We start from the raw sequence: 16,545 nt of genomic DNA, 5'->3' as shown, positions 1-16,545 counted from the left end.
TGCGCGGATCGCGGCGACGGGCCGCTGCGTTGATATGCCGCTAACATGCATTCGCTAATCTGTTCCCTGGCTTTGCACGGGGATGCGACCATGGCGACTCGCTATTACCTCAGCCTTCCCGACCCGCAGAAGGCGCGCGGCAGCGACAGCGCATGCTCGTTCTCCGCGCAGGGCGCGGACGGATTCGCCGCGCAGTTGCAGGACGCGCTGCGCAGCGACGTGCTGTTCGAGCGCTGGCGCGCGGGACAGGAGGACCCGGACGCCGTGGATCCGACGTTGGGCGCAACCGATCCGGACGCGACCGTGCATGGTCAGCAGGATCATGTGCACATCGATCTGGTCGTCACCACCACGCTGCCGGGCGCCGTGCTCAAACATCGCCTGCGCCTGCTGGCCGGCAGCGGCTGGGAACTGCGGGATGTCACGGCTGCCTGAAGGCAGCCGCGGGCGGACGTCACCGCCGCCCAAGCCAACGCACGTCAGGTTGTGCGCACTTGCGCTTCGATGTCGTCGAGATGCGCGACAAGCAAAGCGACGCGGCCACTGATGCCTTCGTGCTCGAACACATGGTGCAAATGGGTTTTTACCGTTTCCGGGCTGATCCCAAGTTGGCGCGCGATTTGCTTGTTGCTCATCCCGCGCGCGGCCCAGCGCACGATCTCGCGTTGACGCTCGGTCAGCGCCGACCAGTCGCCCGGTGGATCAGCCGGCGCCGGCATCGGCACTTCGCCGCCTTCGTGCATTGCCCGCAGCAACAACTCCGGCGCCACCACGAACAAGCCTGACTCGGCAGCGTGGATTGCGCGCAACACCGTGTCCGGCGACGCATCCTTGTCCAGGCAGGCATTGGCCTCGCTGGTGATGCAGTGCTGGAGTGCCGCCACGTTGGGATGCCGGTAGAAGTACAGCCGCCGCGGCGCCGGCAGCAATGGACGTCGGCGTTCGCGCTCAATTAGCGGATCGTCACCGTCCAGCAGCAGCAACGCCGGGACGCTATGGCCGCTGCGGCGCGGCTGCTTTGGGGCGTAGGCCCCCAGCCAGTCCAGCTCGCCCCGCGTGGCGAGCAAGCGCTGCATCCGCGCCCGCCACACCGGGTCGAATCCGATCGCCAGTACTGGCATCGCTGCCATATCGGAACCCCGTGAGCGAAGGTTTCCGTCGCCCAAATTAGCCGGACACCCCCAGAACGCCGTCGCTCCACAGAACCGGTCACATCCCCCATCACCCGATATCAGGATTTTTTCCCCCCGACCTGCGCCGCACTGTGCCAGCGCCCGCAGCCCGGTCTGTCCGGGCGGCTGCGCCCCCCAAACCGGCGAGGACTACGAACATGGCCAATCAAACCTTCAACTGGAAGCCCAGCTGGCTGACCGCCACCTTGGGTATCGCCATTGGCCTGGTGTTGGCCAGCGTCATGGTGTTTGCGCCCCAGCCAGCCCAAGCAGTGCATGACGATGCATCTCCCCTCCTGAATTCCCCATTTGAGCTGGATGGCAACGCCGTGAAGACCAGTGCCCTGGACGACTGGGACTCTGCGCTGGCTCCTATCGTCAACGGCGTTCCCGTCCCCGGCCCAGACAAGACCTTCGTCAACGACGGACCCAACGCCGCCGGTGGCAAAGAAACCAGCGCTTGGAAGGGCAGCAACAAGGACATCGACACCATCCTCACCTGGGAGCGCATGACCTCCAAAGTCACTCCTGACAAGGACAACATCACCAACGCCTACGCGAAGCCCTACTCCGTCGACCACGACGACGATCCGACGACGCCCAACCACCTCATTATCTACTTCGGCGCCGACCGCTTTGCCAACAACGGCGACGCCGCGCTGGGCTTCTGGTTCTTCCAGGATGATGTGGCCCTCAACAATGGCGGCTTCGACGGCGAGCACATCGTCAACGACTTGCTGATCCAGGTCGACTTCGTCCAGGGCGGCAGCAGCAGCGAGATCCAGATCTTCAAGTGGGTCGGCGACGGGAGCGGCGATTTCGGCAACCTGCAGGAGATTGCCTTCGCCGCGGCCAACGGCACCACCGTGTGCACCGATGGCGACACGGCATGTGCAACTACCAACAACAGTCCGCAACCCGCCCCGTGGAACTACACGCCCAAGTCCGGCCCCGCTGGCACCTTCCCGCAGGAAAGCTTCTACGAAGGCGGCATCGACATCACAGCACTACTGGGTGAAGTGTGTTTCTCCAGCTTCATGGCTGAGACACGCAGTTCGCACTCTGAGACTGCCGAACTCAAGGACTTCGCGCTGGGCGACTTCAACCTGTGCTCCATCCTGGTGACCAAGAAGTGCAAGGACGGCACGGCGCCGGTGATCGATCCCACCGGCACGTTCCTGACCACCACGCTCGATGTCACCGTGACCAACAACGGCTTCGGCTCGGTGTTCAACACCGCGTTTGAAGAAGACATCGAAATCCCGGATGCGGACACGGGCGTGCTGGCCTGCCGCCTGATTTCGCCGGTGGTCGACAATGACCTCGACAAGGACGAGCTGAAGGAGATCTTGGAAGGCGAACTGGCCGCTGGCGCCTCGGTCACGGCCACCTTGGAGTGCGATCACACCAAGAGCACGGTATTCAACAACGTCACCGCGCGTGCATCGGCATCCCCGGGCGGCACTCGCGACATCACGGACGGCTACCAGATGTCTTCCGAAGACACCTGCGAACTGCTCGTCACCCCGATGATCGACGTCGAGAAGGAGTGCAAGACGGTCCTGCTGGTACAGGTCGATGGCACCCTGCAACCGCAGGTGTGCAACACGATCACGCTGACCAACACCTCGAACGAAAAGCTGGTCAACATCGAACTGGTCGATGATCCGGCCAACGCACCGAGCACTACGCTGATCAGCGGCGGCGAACTCGCGCCGGGCGCATCGATCACGCCGATCGACCACTGCTACATCCCGACCGCCACCGACAACGACACTGAGGAGCCTGAAGAAGCGACGTTCAGCAACGAAGCACTGGCATCCGCCGATGGCGCCATCAGCAAGGTGGCAGCCAGCGACACTGACAACATCCAGTGCAAGCTGTGTCCGCCGCCGCAATCGGAGTCCGTGCATTGATATGGTGAGCGCACGGGCATGAGGCCCTTCAGCACGACTTTCCCGGTCGTGCTAATGAACGAGGGCGGTGGAGTTGCCTCCACCGCCCTCTTTTTTGCTGCATTCTGCAGTCGCTCTTCCGCGTTCGGCGGCTACTGCACGCTGAAACCGGTGCTGGCCGTCGCGGTGCTGCTGCCGCTGGTGGCGTCGGCACGCAGCGTGTAGCTGCCGATCGCGCCCTTGCCCTTGCCGGTTTTGTACGTGCCGCGCGCATAACCGTCGCTGCCGCTGGTCGCGCTGATGACCGTGGTGCTGCCGCTCGGCAAAGTCACCGTGAACTTCACGCTGGCGCCGTTCACCGGCACGTCGTTGTTCTTCACCAGCGCGCTCATCGACACCGTCTCGGCCCGCAGGTAGCTGGTCTTGTTGGTGCCGACGGTTTCGCTCAATGTGCCGCTGCTCGCAACCGTATAGATCGCCGAGGCATTCGCGGTGTGGGCGTTACCGACCGCGCTGCTGCTACCGACGCCGATGCCATAGCCCGCCGCCGTGGCGGTACTCGGCGAAGTGACGCTCAGCGTGGTGCTGCCGCTGGCGCCGGGGCTCAGGCTCAGCGTGCCGGCGGCCAGCGTCCCGGTCCAACCGCCCGGAATGCTCTTCGCCAGGTTGAACGTCGTCGCCGCGCACGCGCTGCTGTCCTTGTTGCTCAGGCTCACCGTGTAGCTGACGGTGCTGCCGGCGGCGACGGCGGCGGTCGAGCCGCTGATGCTCACCGTCGGTGCGGCGCGCGTGCAGGTCGGTGGCGGCGTGGAGCCGCTGAAGGTGACGTCAACGGTCGCGCCGGTGGTGTCGGCGGACGCAAGCGTGATGGTCACACCCGCGCCCGCATCGTTGTAGCTCTGGCCCGTCGCCAGCGCGCCGTCCTGGAAGTCGCCGGTACTGCCCGAATAGCTGGCCGGGGTCGTATCCAGCAGGTCGCTGCTGTAGCGATCGCCTTCGGTGGCCAGGCGGACCAGCACGCCCTTGGTCAGATTGCCGACCGTACCCATCGACGCATCGGCGCCGATCGGCTGGCGGTATTCGACGTAGTACCAGAGCGTCCTGCCACTGGTGTCGGTGCCGCGTGGGATCTTGATCGCCTTCGGACCGACGCTGCTGCTCGAATAGGGTTCGATCGAATAACGGCCGCTGGTGCTGGCTGTGTGGATCGGCGGCGACACGCCGTCGTTGAGCCAACCCATCAGCTCCTTCTGGAATGGACTGAAGTGGCCGACGCGTACGGCGCCCATGATGTCGGCGACGTCGCCGTAATCGCTCACGGTGCAGGTGCCGCCGAGCGTGACGCTACCGCAGTCGCGGCTGTGCGCGTGGCTCAGGCCCTGGTTGTGGCCGAGCTCGTGACCGACGGCCTGCAGGGTGAATGAACCGTTGATCCAGGCGCGTGTGACCGAGCCGCCGACGTTGGCCAGCCCGGTCCACCCGCAGGCATTCCTCGGGAACATGTAGATCTTGCGTCCGTAGCCCGACAGATCGGCGCCACTGGCGGCGACCGCCTTGTCTGCTTCGGTGTAGATCGCGCCGGTATCGCAAACACTCTTGCTCACCGGGATCGTGTACCAACCGAACGTCTGACCGGCGAGCCAGGTCTGCTGGAACGAGGCTTCCTGGTAGAAGTTGCTGACCGTGGTGAACACCAGGCTGTGCGCCGCGGACGAGGTGACCGGCTGTGAGGTGTCGTCCTGGAAGTTGACCAGGATCACGGCCGTGCGCTGCTCGCCCATCGTGTAGGGGAGCGCGGCCTGGACCACCTCGACGTTGGCGCTCGACCCATCGTCCAGCGCCAGAGTGCCACCAGCCAGTTGACCTCGGACCCGCACGCGCGTGCCGCTGAGCAGCGTTGTTGGCTTGCGGCCGAACTTCAGTTCGACGCGGCCATGCGTGGTCTTGAGAAAGTGCCGGGTGACGCTGCGACCGTCGGCATAGTCTTCGACCAACACGTCGAGTTCGCCTTCCAGGGCAACCGGCTTGCCGGTGCTGGTGACGGGTGCTGCAGCCAGGCTGGCGCCGACCGGGACGCCGGCCAAGATGCCGGAAAGAAGAAGCAAGGCTGCAGTGAATCTTCCTGCGTGGCGAAACGCGCGGGACAAATGCATTGGCGAACTACCGGATGTGGAGGGCTCTGGACGCCGGCCTTCAGGCCGGTGCCGGAACGCGCAGGCGCGTTCCGGACTGGATCCGGGGGATCCGTTCCGACACCTCCTTGCATCGTCAGCGGATGCGCACTTCCCCAAAGCCGTGCGTATCCGACGGGCGGTATTATGGGGAGGATTGCCATGTCGGACCGAGGACTGGTTCCCAGTTCGGGCCGCCCTCGCAACTGCAGAACGTACGTCGTATGACGTTCCGTCGGCTTTGCGACAACACGGCACGATCGGTTATTTTTGTGTTATTCCCGCCGCGAGAACGCCATGCGCGCACCGGTTCTACTGTCCTGGAGCGGTGGCAAGGATGCGGCCTGGGCCTTGCACGCGCTGCGCCGGCACGACCGAGTCGAGGTGGTCGGGCTGCTGAGTACCATCACCGCGGAATACGAACGCATCTCGATGCAGGGCATCCGCACCGCGGTGTTGCATGCCCAGGCGGACGCCGTGGGATTGCCGGTGATCGAAGCGCGGATCCCGCGCGATGCCGACAACGAGGCCTATGTCGCGAGCTTCGCGGCGGGTCTGGCCGAAGCCCGCACGCGCTGGCCCGGCCTTGCAACGATCGCATTCGGCGACCTGTTCCTGGCCGACATCCGCGCCTGGCGCGAGACGCTGTGCGCGACGCTGGGGTGGACGCCGCTGTTCCCATTGTTCGACAGCGACACGTCGATGCTGGCGCGGGAGATGATCGACGGCGGCTTGCGCGCACATGTGTGCTGCGTGGACACCACGCAGCTCGACGCCAGGTTCGCGGGCCGCGCATTCGACGCCGCCCTGCTCGATGCCTTGCCTGCGGGCATCGACCTCTGCGGCGAGAACGGCGAGTTCCACACCTGCGCCTGGGCCGGCCCGATGTTCGCCCGTCCGCTCGCGCTGCAATGCGGTGAAACCGTACTGCGCGACGGCCGCTTCGCCTATACCGACTTCCTGCTCGCCGGATCGCCGTAGGGATTGCTATGCCTTCAACGCGGCCGCGTGATGGGCGACGTGCTCGCCGATGAAGCTGGCGATGAAGTAATAGCTGTGGTCGTAACCCGGCTGCATGCGCAAGTTCAGCGGACGGCCTGCGGCTTCGCACGCGGATTGCAGCAGTTGCGGCTTCAATTGCAATGCAAGGAATTCGTCGGCCTCACCCTGGTCGACCAGCAGCGGCAGGTCGCCGCTGCCGTCGCGCACCAGCTCGGTGGCGTCGTAGGCCTTCCAGGCTTCACGGTCGTTGCCCAGATACTGGCGGAACGCCTTCTCGCCCCAGGGCACCTGCGACGGGGCCACGATCGGCGAAAACGCCGACACGCTGCGGTATCTGTCCGGGTTCCTGAGCGCGATCACCAGCGCGCCGTGTCCCCCCATCGAATGTCCGCTGATCGCACGCGCGGACGTAACCGCAAACTCGCCTTCCACCAACGCGGGCAGTTCATCGACCACGTAGTCGTACATCCGGTAATGCGCCGACCATGGCGCCTGCGTGGCATTGACGTAGAACCCTGCGCCCAGGCCGATGTCGTAGCCCTCGGCGTCGGCAACGCCGGCGCCGCGCGGACTTGTATCCGGCGCGACAAGGGCGATGCCGTATTCGGCCGCGTAGCGTTGCGCGCCGGCCTTAATGATGAAGTTCTGTTCGGTGCAGGTCAGGCCGGACAGCCAGTACAGCGCCGGCACCGCTCCCTGCTGCACCTGCGGCGGCAGGTAGATCGCGAACTTCATCTCGCAGTCGAGCGCGTCGGAGCGGTGCGACCAGACCTGCTGGGTACCGCCGAAGCAGGCGTGCGATTCGAGCTGTTGCATGTTGACCTCGTAGGGCGGGCCTTGACCCGCCGTGCCTTCCATCTCACCGTGCGGCGGGTCGAGACCCGCCCCCGGATCGGGTCCGGGGCAAGCTTTACAGCACGCCGTTGCGCTTGGCGATGTGGGTGGAGATGGCGTCCATCAGCGGCGGATTGAGCGCGTCGTATGGCGGCAGGCCGAGCTCGGCCAGGCGGGCGCGCACCGCGTCCATCTGTTCTGGCCGGGCGCCGCCGCCCTCGATGACCGAGGACACGAACGCAGCGAAGCGCGGCTCTTCCCAACCACGCTGCGGCGAAAGCTCGGTATGGATGAAATCCAGCCCGTAGAACGGATGATCCTTGTTCTCGATCCGCCCGTACATGTGGGTGCCGCAGCCCTTGCATGCATGGCGCTGGATGGTGGCCTTGTCGTCGACGACCGCGAGCTTTTCCTCGTGCGCGGTCACCGTGACCTTGTCGCGCGGGACTACGCCGACCACCGAGAACGCCGCACCTTCCGGCTTCCAGCATCTGGTGCAGCCGCAGGCGTGGTTGTGGGCGACGTTGCTGTCCACCTTCACCTCGACCTTGTCGCTGGCGCAATGACATTCGAGCGTGCCGCCGGCGAAGTTGGGATCGCCCTTGACGATGCCGTTGTCGACCGCAGGATGGATCGGGACCGTAGCCATGCTGGACTCCTCATCATTGCGAAGGAGGAAGCCTTCCCCGCCTGCGGAGAAGGGTGGCGCGACGCGCCGGGCGAGTGGCCGCGGCAATGAAAGGCGGCCCCCGTCCTGACCTCTCCCGCTCGCGCGAGAGGGAACCGGGTCAGTCGTAATGGATCACCGTGCGGATCGACTTGCCTTCATGCATCAGGTCGAAGGCTTCGTTGATCCGTTCCAGCGGCAGGGTGTGGGTGACGAACGGGTCCAGGTCGATCTCGCCCGACATCGCCTGCTCGACCATGCCCGGCAACTGGGTGCGGCCCTTGACTCCACCGAAGGCGGTGCCGCGCCAGACGCGCCCGGTCACCAGCTGGAACGGGCGCGTGCAGATCTCCTGGCCCGCGCCGGCCACGCCGATGATGACGCTCTCGCCCCAGCCCTTGTGGCAGCACTCCAGCGCCGCACGCATCACGTTGACGTTGCCGATGCACTCGAAACTCCAGTCCACACCGCCGTCGGTCATCTCGACGATCACCTCCTGGATCGGCTTGTCATGGTCCTTCGGGTTGACGCAGTCGGTGGCGCCCATCGACCTGGCCAGTTCGAACTTGCCCGGATTGGTGTCGATCGCGATGATCCTGCCCGCCTTGGCCTGGCGCGCACCCTGGATCACCGCCAGGCCGATGCCGCCCAGGCCGAAGACCGCGACGCTGTCGCCCTCGGCCACGCGCGCGGCGTTGCGGGTCGCGCCGATACCGGTGGTGACGCCGCAGCCGAGCAGGCAGACCTTTTCATGCGGCGCTTCGGGGTTGATCTTCGCCAGCGAGATCTCGTTGACGACCGTGTATTCGCTGAAGGTGCTGCAACCCATGTAGTGGTAGATCGGCTTGCCTTCGTAGGAGAAGCGGCTGGTGCCGTCTGGCATCAGGCCCTTGCCCTGGGTCGCACGCACCTTCTGGCACAGGTTGGTCTTGCCGGACTTGCAGAACTTGCACTCGCGGCATTCGGCCGTGTACAGCGGGATCACATGGTCGCCGGGCTTGAGCGAGGTGACGCCTTCGCCGACCTCGACCACCACGCCGGCGCCCTCGTGGCCGAGCACCGAGGGGAAAATGCCTTCGGGGTCGTCGCCGCTCAGGGTGAACGCGTCGGTGTGGCAGACGCCGGTATGGCTGATCCTGACCAGCACCTCGCCGGCGCGCGGCGGCTCGACATCGATCTCGACGATCTTCAGGGGTTCGCCTGCGGCGAAGGCGACAGCGGCACGGGATTTCATGGGCACGGCTCCGGAACAGGAATTACTTGGGGAATCGCTTCAGGGATTACTTGAGGTAGGAACGCACCAGTGCGATCACCTGTTCGATGCTCGCCTGGTGCTGTTTGCGGATCTTCGGATCGACCGCGACCTGGGTGAACTCCTCATGCAGGTGACCATCCAGGATGTCCGCCATCAGGCCGTTGACCGCGCCGCGCAACGCCGCGATCTGCTGCAGCACCGGCCCGCAGTCGGTCCCCGCCGCGATCGCGCGTTCCAGCCCCTCCACTTGGCCGCGGATGCGGCGCAGGCGGGTGATGGCGCGTTTTTTTTCCTCGGGAGAATGTGGCAAGGGTGCGACCCGGATGGATACTGGCGGGGAGTATACGTAGCCGTGGCCGATGTGCACGCTGCGACGCGGCACGGCCAGCAGGGAAAAACGCATGGGCGCGGCGTGACCGGCCGCGGGGCCGGGCGATCGCGGGCGGCCCTCAACCGGTGTTCTGGATGCCCGCGGCGATCCCGTTGACCGTGGCCAATAACACGTGCAGAAGCGCGTCGTCCTGGCGGTCGCCCGCGCGCCAGCGGCGCAGGAGCTCGACCTGCAGCACGCTGATCGGATCGACGTAGGGATTGCGCAGGCGGATCGACAGGCTCAGCCGGTAGTCGCCGGCGAGCAGCGCATTGCGCTGTTTGAGCTGCAGGATCGCGTCGCGGGCGCGCGCGAACTCGGCGGCGATCTCCGGGAAGAACGCGTCGTGCGCATCGTCGGCCAGGTGCGAATAACGCTCGAAGATGTCGAGGTCGGACTTGGCCATCAGCATCTCGACATCGTCGAGCATCGCCGCGAAGAACGGCCATTCACGCGCCATCGCAGTCATCGCCTCCAGACCGTGCGTGGCGATGCCGTGGTGCAGCGCGGTACCGACGCCATACCACCCGGTCAGGCCGGAGCGGTTCTGCGACCAGGCGAAGACCCAGGGGATCGCACGCAGATTGCCGATGCCGCCGTCGCGGCGGCGCGAGGGGCGCGAACCGATCCGCATCCGCTCGATCACGTCGATCGGGGTGGCGGCACGGAAGTAGGCCGGAAAGTCCTCGCGTTCGTGGACCAGCGCGCGATAGGTGGCGCTGGAGACGCCGGCGAGTTCGGCCGCGATCGTGCGCCATTGCGCCTCGCGCGGTTCTGGCGCACGTGGGCGCAGCGAAGCGCGCAGCACTGCGCCGGCAGCCTGCTCCAGGTTGCGCAATGCAAGTGCGCGGATCCCGTACTTGCGGTGGATCACCTCGCCCTGCTCGGTCACGCGCAGGCGGCCGTCGATGGAGCCGCGCGGCGCGGCGATGATCGCTCGCTCGGTCTTGCCGCCGCCGCGGCTGACCGAACCGCCGCGGCCGTGGAAGAACACGATCCGCACACCGGCCGCGCCCGCCAGCTCCAGCAGTTCCACCTGTGCGCGTTGCAGCGCCCAACGCGAGGCCAGCAGGCCGCCATCCTTGGCGCTGTCGGAGTAACCGAGCATCACCACCTGGCGGTCGCCGCGCGCAGCCAGATGGCGGCGATATACCGGATCGTCGAACAATGCGCGCATGACGCCATTCGCCGCTTCCAGGTCGGCCACGGTCTCGAACAGCGGCGCGATGTCGAGCGGCACCCGTCCATCGCCTTCGATGCAATCGGCGATGCGCGCCAGCGCCAGCACCGCCAGTGCGTCGGCCGCGCTGCGGCTCATGCTGATGATATAGGGGCCGAAGGCGTGCTCACCGAACTGTGTGCGCAGCTCGCGGACGGCGCGGAACACGGCCAGCGTGGACGAGGCGCCTTCCGCGTCTGGCGATGCCGGCGGCGCACCGTCGATCAGCGCGTGCAGGCGCGCGATGCGTTGCGCTGGGGAACGCGAAGCCCAGTCGACGTTTTCCAGCGCCGCCAGCGCCTCGTCGTGCGCCGCAGAATCCTGGCGCAGGTCGAGCGCGGCCATGTGCAGGCCGAAGCTGCGCGCGCGCCACAGCACGCGCTGCAGGGCGAAACGCCCCGCGTGCTCGCCGCCGTGGCGCGCCAGGCTGGTGTCGATCGCCTCGAGGTCGTCGATGAAGTCGGCGGCATCGCGATAGCCCAGGCCGCTGGCTTCGCCGGCGGTGGCGGCCAGGCGCAGGCGCATCAGCTCGAGCAGCTGGCGGTAGGGCATGTCGGCCAGCCGCGGTTTCGCTTCGGCCTCGGTTGCGGGCAACATCGCGCGATAGCGCGCGGTGCGTCGCCCGATGTCGTCATCCACCGCGACGCGGGCGCTGCCCTGGGTCAGGATGTCGCCAAGCGCACGCAGGTCGCTGCGATAGGCGGCCAGCGCCTGGCTGCGCTGCGCGGCGAGCGCGGCGCGGATGGTATCGGCGCCCACGTTCGGATTGCCGTCCATGTCGCCGCCGACCCAGGTGCCGAAGCGCAGTACCGGCGGCAATGCGATGCGCTCGCCGTACACGGCCTCGACTGCGTCGCCGAAGCTTTCGTAGAACACCGGCAGCACCCGGAACAGCACGTTCACCAGGTAGAAGCCGATGTGCTCGACTTCGTCGGTGACGCTGGGCTGGTGGGCGGGCGATTCGGTGGTCTGCCAGGCGGTGGTCAGCGACTGGCGGATGCGGGCCTGGTCGGCGCGACGCTCCGGCGGGGTACGGGTGCGATCGATATCGGCGACCAGCCGCTCGACGATGGTGTGTTCCTTCAACAGCAGCGCGCGCCGCACCGCTTCGGTGGGATGCGCTGTGAACACCGGCTCGACCTGCATCCGCGGCAGCAGGGCCTGCAGGTCGGCCAGGGATACGCCGGCATCGCGTAGGCCACGCAGCACGTCTTCCAGGCTGCCCGGCTGCGGCGCCGCACCGGTGCGCTGGTAGTCGCGGCGGCGACGGATGCGGTGGACGCGCTCGGCCAGGTTGACCGCGCCGAAGTAGCTGGAGAAGGCCCGCACCAATTGCTCGGCTTCCGACAGCGTCACCTGCGCCAGGCTCCCGGCCAGCGCATCGACCGGGGCGTGCTGTTCGCGGCGCGCGATCGCCAGCCGGCGGATGTCCTCGACGTGCCGCAGGAAGGCCGGGCCGCACTGCTCGGCGAGGATCTCGCCGACCAGCGCCCCGAGCTCGCGCACGTCGTCGCGCAGCAGCGCATCGGTCTGGCTGAATGCGAGCGGCCCGCGCAGCGGTTCGTCCGGCTGGGGAAGGTTCATCCCCGCAGGCTAGCGCTTTTTTTGACGCGGTGCAGCATGCGCCGGCCAACGGCCTCGCGGAAGCGGCGCCCGCGCCCGGATCGATCAGTAGGCGAACTCTCGGAACACCGGATCCACCGAACCGTTCCATTCGCCATGGAACAGCTTGAGCTTGCGCTCGGCCGGGGTTTCGTTGGTTTCGGCGAAATCGATCAGCGGGGTCAGGAAGATGCTCTCGTCGGCCCCATTGGCGTTGCGCTCGTTGCGGCGCTGCAGGCCGGCGGCGGAAATCCGCAGCGCCTGCAGCGCGAGATCGCGCAGGCTGCCGTTGCGGAACGGCGTCTTCAACGCCAGCTTGGGCACGTGATCGCGCAATGCGTTGCGTTCGGCCAGGCTGAAATCCCTGACCAGGTCCCAGGCCGCATCCAGCGCCGCGTCGTCGTACAGCAGACCGACCCAGAACGCGGGCAGCGCGCACAGCCGGTTCCATGGGCCGCCATCGGCGCCGCGCATCTCCAGGTACTTTTTCAGACGCACTTCGGGGAAGGCGGTGGTCATGTGGTCCGACCAGTCGCGCAGGGTCGGCAGCGCTCCGGGCAGCACGTCGAGCTCGCCGCGCAGGAAGCTGCGGAACGACTTGCCGGACGCATCGATGTATTTTCCGTCGCGGTAGGAGAAATACATCGGCACGTCGAGCAGGTAATCGACATAGCGTTCGAAGCCGAAACCATCCTCGAACACGAAGTCGAGCATGCCGGTGCGATCGGGGTCGGTGTCGGTCCAGATGTGCGAGCGATAACTCAGGTAGCCGTTGGGCCGGCCTTCGGTGAACGGCGAATCCGCGAACAGCGCGGTGGCGACCGGCTGCAGGGCCAGCGACACGCGGAACTTCTTCACCATGTCCGCTTCGTCGCTGAAGTCGAGATTGACCTGCACCGTGCAGGTGCGGGTCATCATGTCGAGGCCCAGCCCGCCCACCTTGGGCATGTACGACCGCATGATCTTGTAGCGACCCTTGGGCATCCACGGCATGTCGTCGCGCCGCCATTTCGGCTGGAACCCCATGCCGAGGAAGCCCAGGCCCAGCGCGTCGGCCACCGTCTTGACTTCGAGCAGGTGGGTATCGACCTCGCAACAGGTGTCATGGACGCGCAGCAGCGGCGCACCGGAGAGCTCGAGCTGGCCGGCCGGTTCCAGGGTGACCGAGGCGCCGTCCTTGAGCAGGGCGATGGTGCGCGGCGGCGCATCGCCCACCTGCTCGCGTACTTCCTCCCAGCCGAACCGCGTCAGGCCCTTGAGCAGGGCCTCGATGCCGCGCTCCCCGTCGAAGGTCGGCGGTCTGAGGTCGTCGAGCTGGAAGCCGAACTTCTCGTGCTCGGTGCCGATCCGCCAGTCGGCTTTGGGCTTGCCGCCCGAGGCGATGTACTCCACCAGCTGGTCGCGATGGGTGATGGGTGAATCGGCGACGTTGCTGGGACTGGACATGCGGGCGACCGGATGGGAATGCAGTTGCGCGGGCGGGCCGGGCCGTCGCGATGCGGCACTATAGCCTCCGCCTGCCTGACGAAAGCAGGCGCGCGCCGTCCGCAGCGTTCCACCACTGTTGCGCGCCACGGCGAGCGCAGACGACATGACTTAGACTTCCCTTCGGCGTCCATGAGGCACAGCGCCCGATATGGCGAAAGGCAAGGCCACCTCGTTCGACATCGCCTACCTGGCCGGCGTCTCGCAGTCGACGGTGTCGCGCGCCCTGCGCGGCAGCCCGCTGGTCAATCCGGAAACCACCCGGCGGATCCTGGAAGCGGCCGAGCAGCTGCATTACACCGTGGACAAGCACGCCTCGAGCCTGCGCACCCAGCGCGCTGGCACGCTGGCGCTGCTGCTGTTCGAGGATCCCACCAGCGACGCATCCCATATCAATCCGTTCTTCCTGCCGATGCTCAGCGCGATCACCCGCGCCTGCGCAAGCCATGGCCAGGACCTGCTGATCTCGTTCCAGCAGCTCTCGCACGACTGGCATGCCGACTACGGCGACAGCAAGAAAGCCGACGGCCTGCTGCTGCTCGGCTACGGCGATTACCTGGCCTACCTGGGCAAGTTGTCGAAGCTGGTGGAACAGGGCACGCCGTTCGTGCGCTGGGGCGCGGTGATGCCCGACCAGCCCGGCATTTCGATCGGCTGCGACAACATGGGCGGGGGCCGCCAGGCCGGCGCGCACCTGCTCGCCTGCGGGCGCCGGCGCATCGCCTTCCTCGGCGATGCGTCGAGCCACTACCCCGAATTCCTCGACCGCTTCCTCGGCTGTGATGCGGCGCTGCGCGATGCCGGCCTGGCGATGGATCGCGCGCTGCAGGTGGATGCGGAAAGCTCCGAGGACGCCGGCTATGCCGCTGCGCGCGAGTTGATGCGCCGCGGCGCGATCTTCGATGCCGTGTTCGGCGCCAGCGACCTGATCGCCATCGGCGCGATGCGCGCGCTGGCCGAGGCCGGCCTGGACGTGCCCGGCGACGTGGCGGTCGTGGGCTTCGACGATATCCCCGCCGCGCGCATCACCACCCCCGCGCTCACCACCGTGCGCCAGGACACCGTGCGCGCCGGCGAGCTGCTGGTGGAGACCCTGGTCAGCCTGGTCGACGGGCACCCGGCGCAAAGCCAGCGCCTGCCGACCGAACTGGTGGTGCGGCGCTCCTGCCCCGCCCGGGGATAGCGCCTTTGTGGTTGTGGGAGCGGCCTCGGCCGCGAATGCCCTTCGCCTTTGGCTGCGACGTTGAGAAAAGCATTCGCGGCCAAGGCCGCTCCCACAAACTTGGCTCCCACGGAACCGTTGCGGCTATGGCACCGCGACGGGAGCTTGCGCCAGCCTCGGTTCGGCCACCCACAGCGTGCACAGCCCGGCCACGATCATGCACACGCCGCCAATCACCATCGCCTGGATCGGCGCACCGCCGAGCAGATTCACCAGCAGCGCCAGCAGGGCGACCGCCGCCAGTTGCGGGATCACGATGAAGAAATTGAAGATGCCCATGAACACGCCCATCTTCTCCGCCGGCACGCTGTCCGAGAGCAGCGCATAGGGCAGCGACAGGATCGAGGCCCAGGCGAAGCCCACGCCGACCATCGACAGCAACAGCCATTGCGGATCGCGGATCAGCAGCATCGACAGCAGACCGAGCCCACCCAGGGTGAGATTGATCAGGTGGCTGACACGCAGCCCGAAACGCCGCGCCATCCATGGAATCACGATGGCCGCCACCGCGGCGAAGCCGTTGTAGGCCGCGAACAGCACGCCGACCCAGTTGGCGCCTTCGTTGTAGGCCGCCGATGTCGTATCGCTGGTGCCGTAGTGCACGCCGGTCACTGCCGCGGTGGCGTAGATCCACATCGCGAACAGCGCGAACCAGCTGAAGAACTGCACCACCGCCAGCCGGCGCATGTTCGCCGGCATGTCGTGCACGTCGCGCACGATGCTGGCGAGCATGCCCTGGGGACGGGTGAAGCCGGCCAGGATCAGCGCCAGCCCGTAGCCGGCCGCCAGCCCGGCCAGTACGTACAGCTGCTTGTCCAGGCCGTATCGCCACACCGCCAGCGCGCCCAACGCGCCGGCCGCCAGCCACGCGGCCCCCTGCCCGCCCCTGCGCAACGGTCCCGGGGCCGGCGCCGGCTGCGCCGCGCCGTCGACGTGCGGCATGCGTTCGTCGGGCATGTAATCGCTGAACGCACGCAGCTGCTCGGGCGAGTATTCGCGCGTGCGCAGCACGGTCCAGCCGATCGCGCCCAGCAGCACCGCGCCGCCGGCGTAGAACGCATAGCGCACGGTATCGGGCACCTCGCCGGGACCGGCGGTATTGGCCACGCCCCATTTCTCCAGCAGGAACGGCAGCATGCTGGCCACCACCGACCCCACGCCGATGAAGAAACTCTGCATGGCATAGCCGCTGGGGCGCTGGCGCGGAGCGAGCTGGTCGCCGACGAAGGCGCGGAACGGTTCCATCGAAATGTTGATCGAGGCATCCAGCACCCACAGCAACCCGGCCGCGACCCATAGCGCCGGCGAGTTCGGCATGAACAGCAGCGCCAGCGAAGCCAACACCGCGCCGACCAGGAAATACGGCCGCCGTCGGCCGAGGCCGGTCCAGGTGCGGTCCGACAGATAGCCCACGATCGGCTGCACGATCAGCCCGGTCAGCGGCGCGGCGATCCACAGGATCGGGATGTCGTCCATGCTCGCGCCCAGCGTCTGGAAGATGCGGCTGACGTTGGCGTTCTGCAGCGCGAACCCGAACTGGATCCCGAGGAAGCCGAAGCACATGTTCCAGATCTGCCAGAACGTCAGTTGCGGTTTCTCGCGTGCGGCCTGCATGGCGTGGTTGCCTGAACTTGGAATCGGGCAAGTGTGA

Annotated in this window: 13 protein-coding genes; 4 read left to right on the top strand and 9 right to left on the bottom strand. The window is 66.9% G+C overall.

What is annotated here, in order from left to right:
- The first annotated feature begins 90 nt into the window (after positions 1–90).
- Positions 91–435 carry a hypothetical protein gene (locus MC375_RS06135; protein ID WP_242102410.1) on the top strand — a complete coding sequence of 115 codons (345 nt, stop codon included), beginning with the start codon at positions 91–93 and terminating at the stop codon, positions 433–435.
- A gap of 44 nt (positions 436–479) precedes the next feature.
- Here MC375_RS06135 and MC375_RS06130 read toward each other — a convergent pair whose 3' ends face one another.
- Positions 480–1,166, bottom strand: coding sequence for a response regulator transcription factor (locus MC375_RS06130; protein WP_242102409.1), 687 nt, complete (start codon positions 1,164–1,166; stop codon positions 480–482).
- A 164-nt stretch (positions 1,167–1,330) separates the two neighbouring features.
- Here MC375_RS06130 and MC375_RS06125 point away from each other — a divergent pair, with 164 nt between their 5' ends.
- Positions 1,331–3,088, top strand: coding sequence for a hypothetical protein (locus MC375_RS06125; protein ID WP_242102408.1), 1,758 nt, complete (start codon positions 1,331–1,333; stop codon positions 3,086–3,088).
- Positions 3,089–3,219: 131 nt separating this feature from the next.
- On the opposite strand, the gene MC375_RS06120 is transcribed toward MC375_RS06125, so the two are convergent.
- Positions 3,220–5,172, bottom strand: coding sequence for an NEW3 domain-containing protein (locus MC375_RS06120; RefSeq protein ID WP_242102407.1), 1,953 nt, complete (start codon positions 5,170–5,172; stop codon positions 3,220–3,222).
- A gap of 363 nt (positions 5,173–5,535) precedes the next feature.
- Here MC375_RS06120 and MC375_RS06115 point away from each other — a divergent pair, with 363 nt between their 5' ends.
- On the top strand, positions 5,536–6,219 hold the full coding sequence (locus MC375_RS06115; RefSeq protein ID WP_242102406.1) for an adenine nucleotide alpha hydrolase: 684 nt from the start codon (positions 5,536–5,538) through the stop codon (positions 6,217–6,219).
- A 6-nt stretch (positions 6,220–6,225) separates the two neighbouring features.
- Here MC375_RS06115 and fghA read toward each other — a convergent pair whose 3' ends face one another.
- From fghA to MC375_RS06085, 6 genes are all read right to left on the bottom strand, one after another.
- Complete coding sequence (gene fghA / locus MC375_RS06110; protein WP_242102405.1) at positions 6,226–7,056, bottom strand: S-formylglutathione hydrolase; 831 nt, start codon at positions 7,054–7,056, stop codon at positions 6,226–6,228.
- Positions 7,057–7,150: 94 nt separating this feature from the next.
- Complete coding sequence (gene gfa / locus MC375_RS06105) at positions 7,151–7,723, bottom strand: S-(hydroxymethyl)glutathione synthase (RefSeq protein ID WP_242102404.1); 573 nt, start codon at positions 7,721–7,723, stop codon at positions 7,151–7,153.
- A 139-nt stretch (positions 7,724–7,862) separates the two neighbouring features.
- Positions 7,863–8,975, bottom strand: coding sequence for an S-(hydroxymethyl)glutathione dehydrogenase/class III alcohol dehydrogenase (locus MC375_RS06100; RefSeq protein WP_242102403.1), 1,113 nt, complete (start codon positions 8,973–8,975; stop codon positions 7,863–7,865).
- Positions 8,976–9,021: 46 nt separating this feature from the next.
- Positions 9,022–9,306 (bottom strand): metal-sensing transcriptional repressor, encoded by a 285-nt coding sequence (locus tag MC375_RS06095; protein ID WP_242102964.1) that lies wholly within the window; start codon positions 9,304–9,306, stop codon positions 9,022–9,024.
- A gap of 139 nt (positions 9,307–9,445) precedes the next feature.
- Complete coding sequence (ppc, locus tag MC375_RS06090) at positions 9,446–12,169, bottom strand: phosphoenolpyruvate carboxylase (protein WP_242102402.1); 2,724 nt, start codon at positions 12,167–12,169, stop codon at positions 9,446–9,448.
- Between the two features lie 84 nt (positions 12,170–12,253).
- The gene (locus tag MC375_RS06085; RefSeq protein WP_242102401.1) at positions 12,254–13,633 is read right to left on the bottom strand and encodes a glutamate--cysteine ligase; all 1,380 of its coding nucleotides are present in this window, start codon (positions 13,631–13,633) and stop codon (positions 12,254–12,256) included.
- Between the two features lie 190 nt (positions 13,634–13,823).
- On the opposite strand from MC375_RS06085, the gene MC375_RS06080 reads away from it, so the two are divergent.
- A complete protein-coding gene (locus MC375_RS06080; protein ID WP_242102400.1) occupies positions 13,824–14,855 on the top strand; it encodes a LacI family DNA-binding transcriptional regulator in 1,032 nt (343 codons plus the stop codon).
- 123 nt (positions 14,856–14,978) lie between these two features.
- Here MC375_RS06080 and MC375_RS06075 read toward each other — a convergent pair whose 3' ends face one another.
- Positions 14,979–16,508 carry an MFS transporter gene (locus MC375_RS06075; RefSeq protein WP_242102399.1) on the bottom strand — a complete coding sequence of 510 codons (1,530 nt, stop codon included), beginning with the start codon at positions 16,506–16,508 and terminating at the stop codon, positions 14,979–14,981.
- Between the last annotated feature and the right edge of the window lie 37 nt (positions 16,509–16,545).

The organism is Lysobacter sp. M2-1 (genome assembly GCF_022662495.1).
In the GTDB taxonomy this organism is placed as follows: domain Bacteria; phylum Pseudomonadota; class Gammaproteobacteria; order Xanthomonadales; family Xanthomonadaceae; genus JAKPBU01.
Note: the sequence above shows the minus strand (reverse complement) of the source record. Positions and strands in the feature narration are given on the sequence as shown.

What these genes read in the sequence shown, in the direction of transcription:
- MC375_RS06085 (WP_242102401.1), bottom strand. Translation starts at nt 13,633, where the DNA reads ATGTCCAGTCCCAGCAACGTCGCCGATTCACCCATCACCCATCGCGAC.
- MC375_RS06115 (WP_242102406.1), top strand. Translation starts at nt 5,536, where the DNA reads ATGCGCGCACCGGTTCTACTGTCCTGGAGCGGTGGCAAGGATGCGGCC.
- MC375_RS06135 (WP_242102410.1), top strand. Translation starts at nt 91, where the DNA reads ATGGCGACTCGCTATTACCTCAGCCTTCCCGACCCGCAGAAGGCGCGC.
- MC375_RS06080 (WP_242102400.1), top strand. Translation starts at nt 13,824, where the DNA reads ATGGCGAAAGGCAAGGCCACCTCGTTCGACATCGCCTACCTGGCCGGC.
- MC375_RS06075 (WP_242102399.1), bottom strand. Translation starts at nt 16,508, where the DNA reads ATGCAGGCCGCACGCGAGAAACCGCAACTGACGTTCTGGCAGATCTGG.
- MC375_RS06100 (WP_242102403.1), bottom strand. Translation starts at nt 8,975, where the DNA reads ATGAAATCCCGTGCCGCTGTCGCCTTCGCCGCAGGCGAACCCCTGAAG.
- MC375_RS06125 (WP_242102408.1), top strand. Translation starts at nt 1,331, where the DNA reads ATGGCCAATCAAACCTTCAACTGGAAGCCCAGCTGGCTGACCGCCACC.
- gfa (WP_242102404.1), bottom strand. Translation starts at nt 7,723, where the DNA reads ATGGCTACGGTCCCGATCCATCCTGCGGTCGACAACGGCATCGTCAAG.
- fghA (WP_242102405.1), bottom strand. Translation starts at nt 7,056, where the DNA reads ATGCAACAGCTCGAATCGCACGCCTGCTTCGGCGGTACCCAGCAGGTC.
- ppc (WP_242102402.1), bottom strand. Translation starts at nt 12,169, where the DNA reads ATGAACCTTCCCCAGCCGGACGAACCGCTGCGCGGGCCGCTCGCATTC.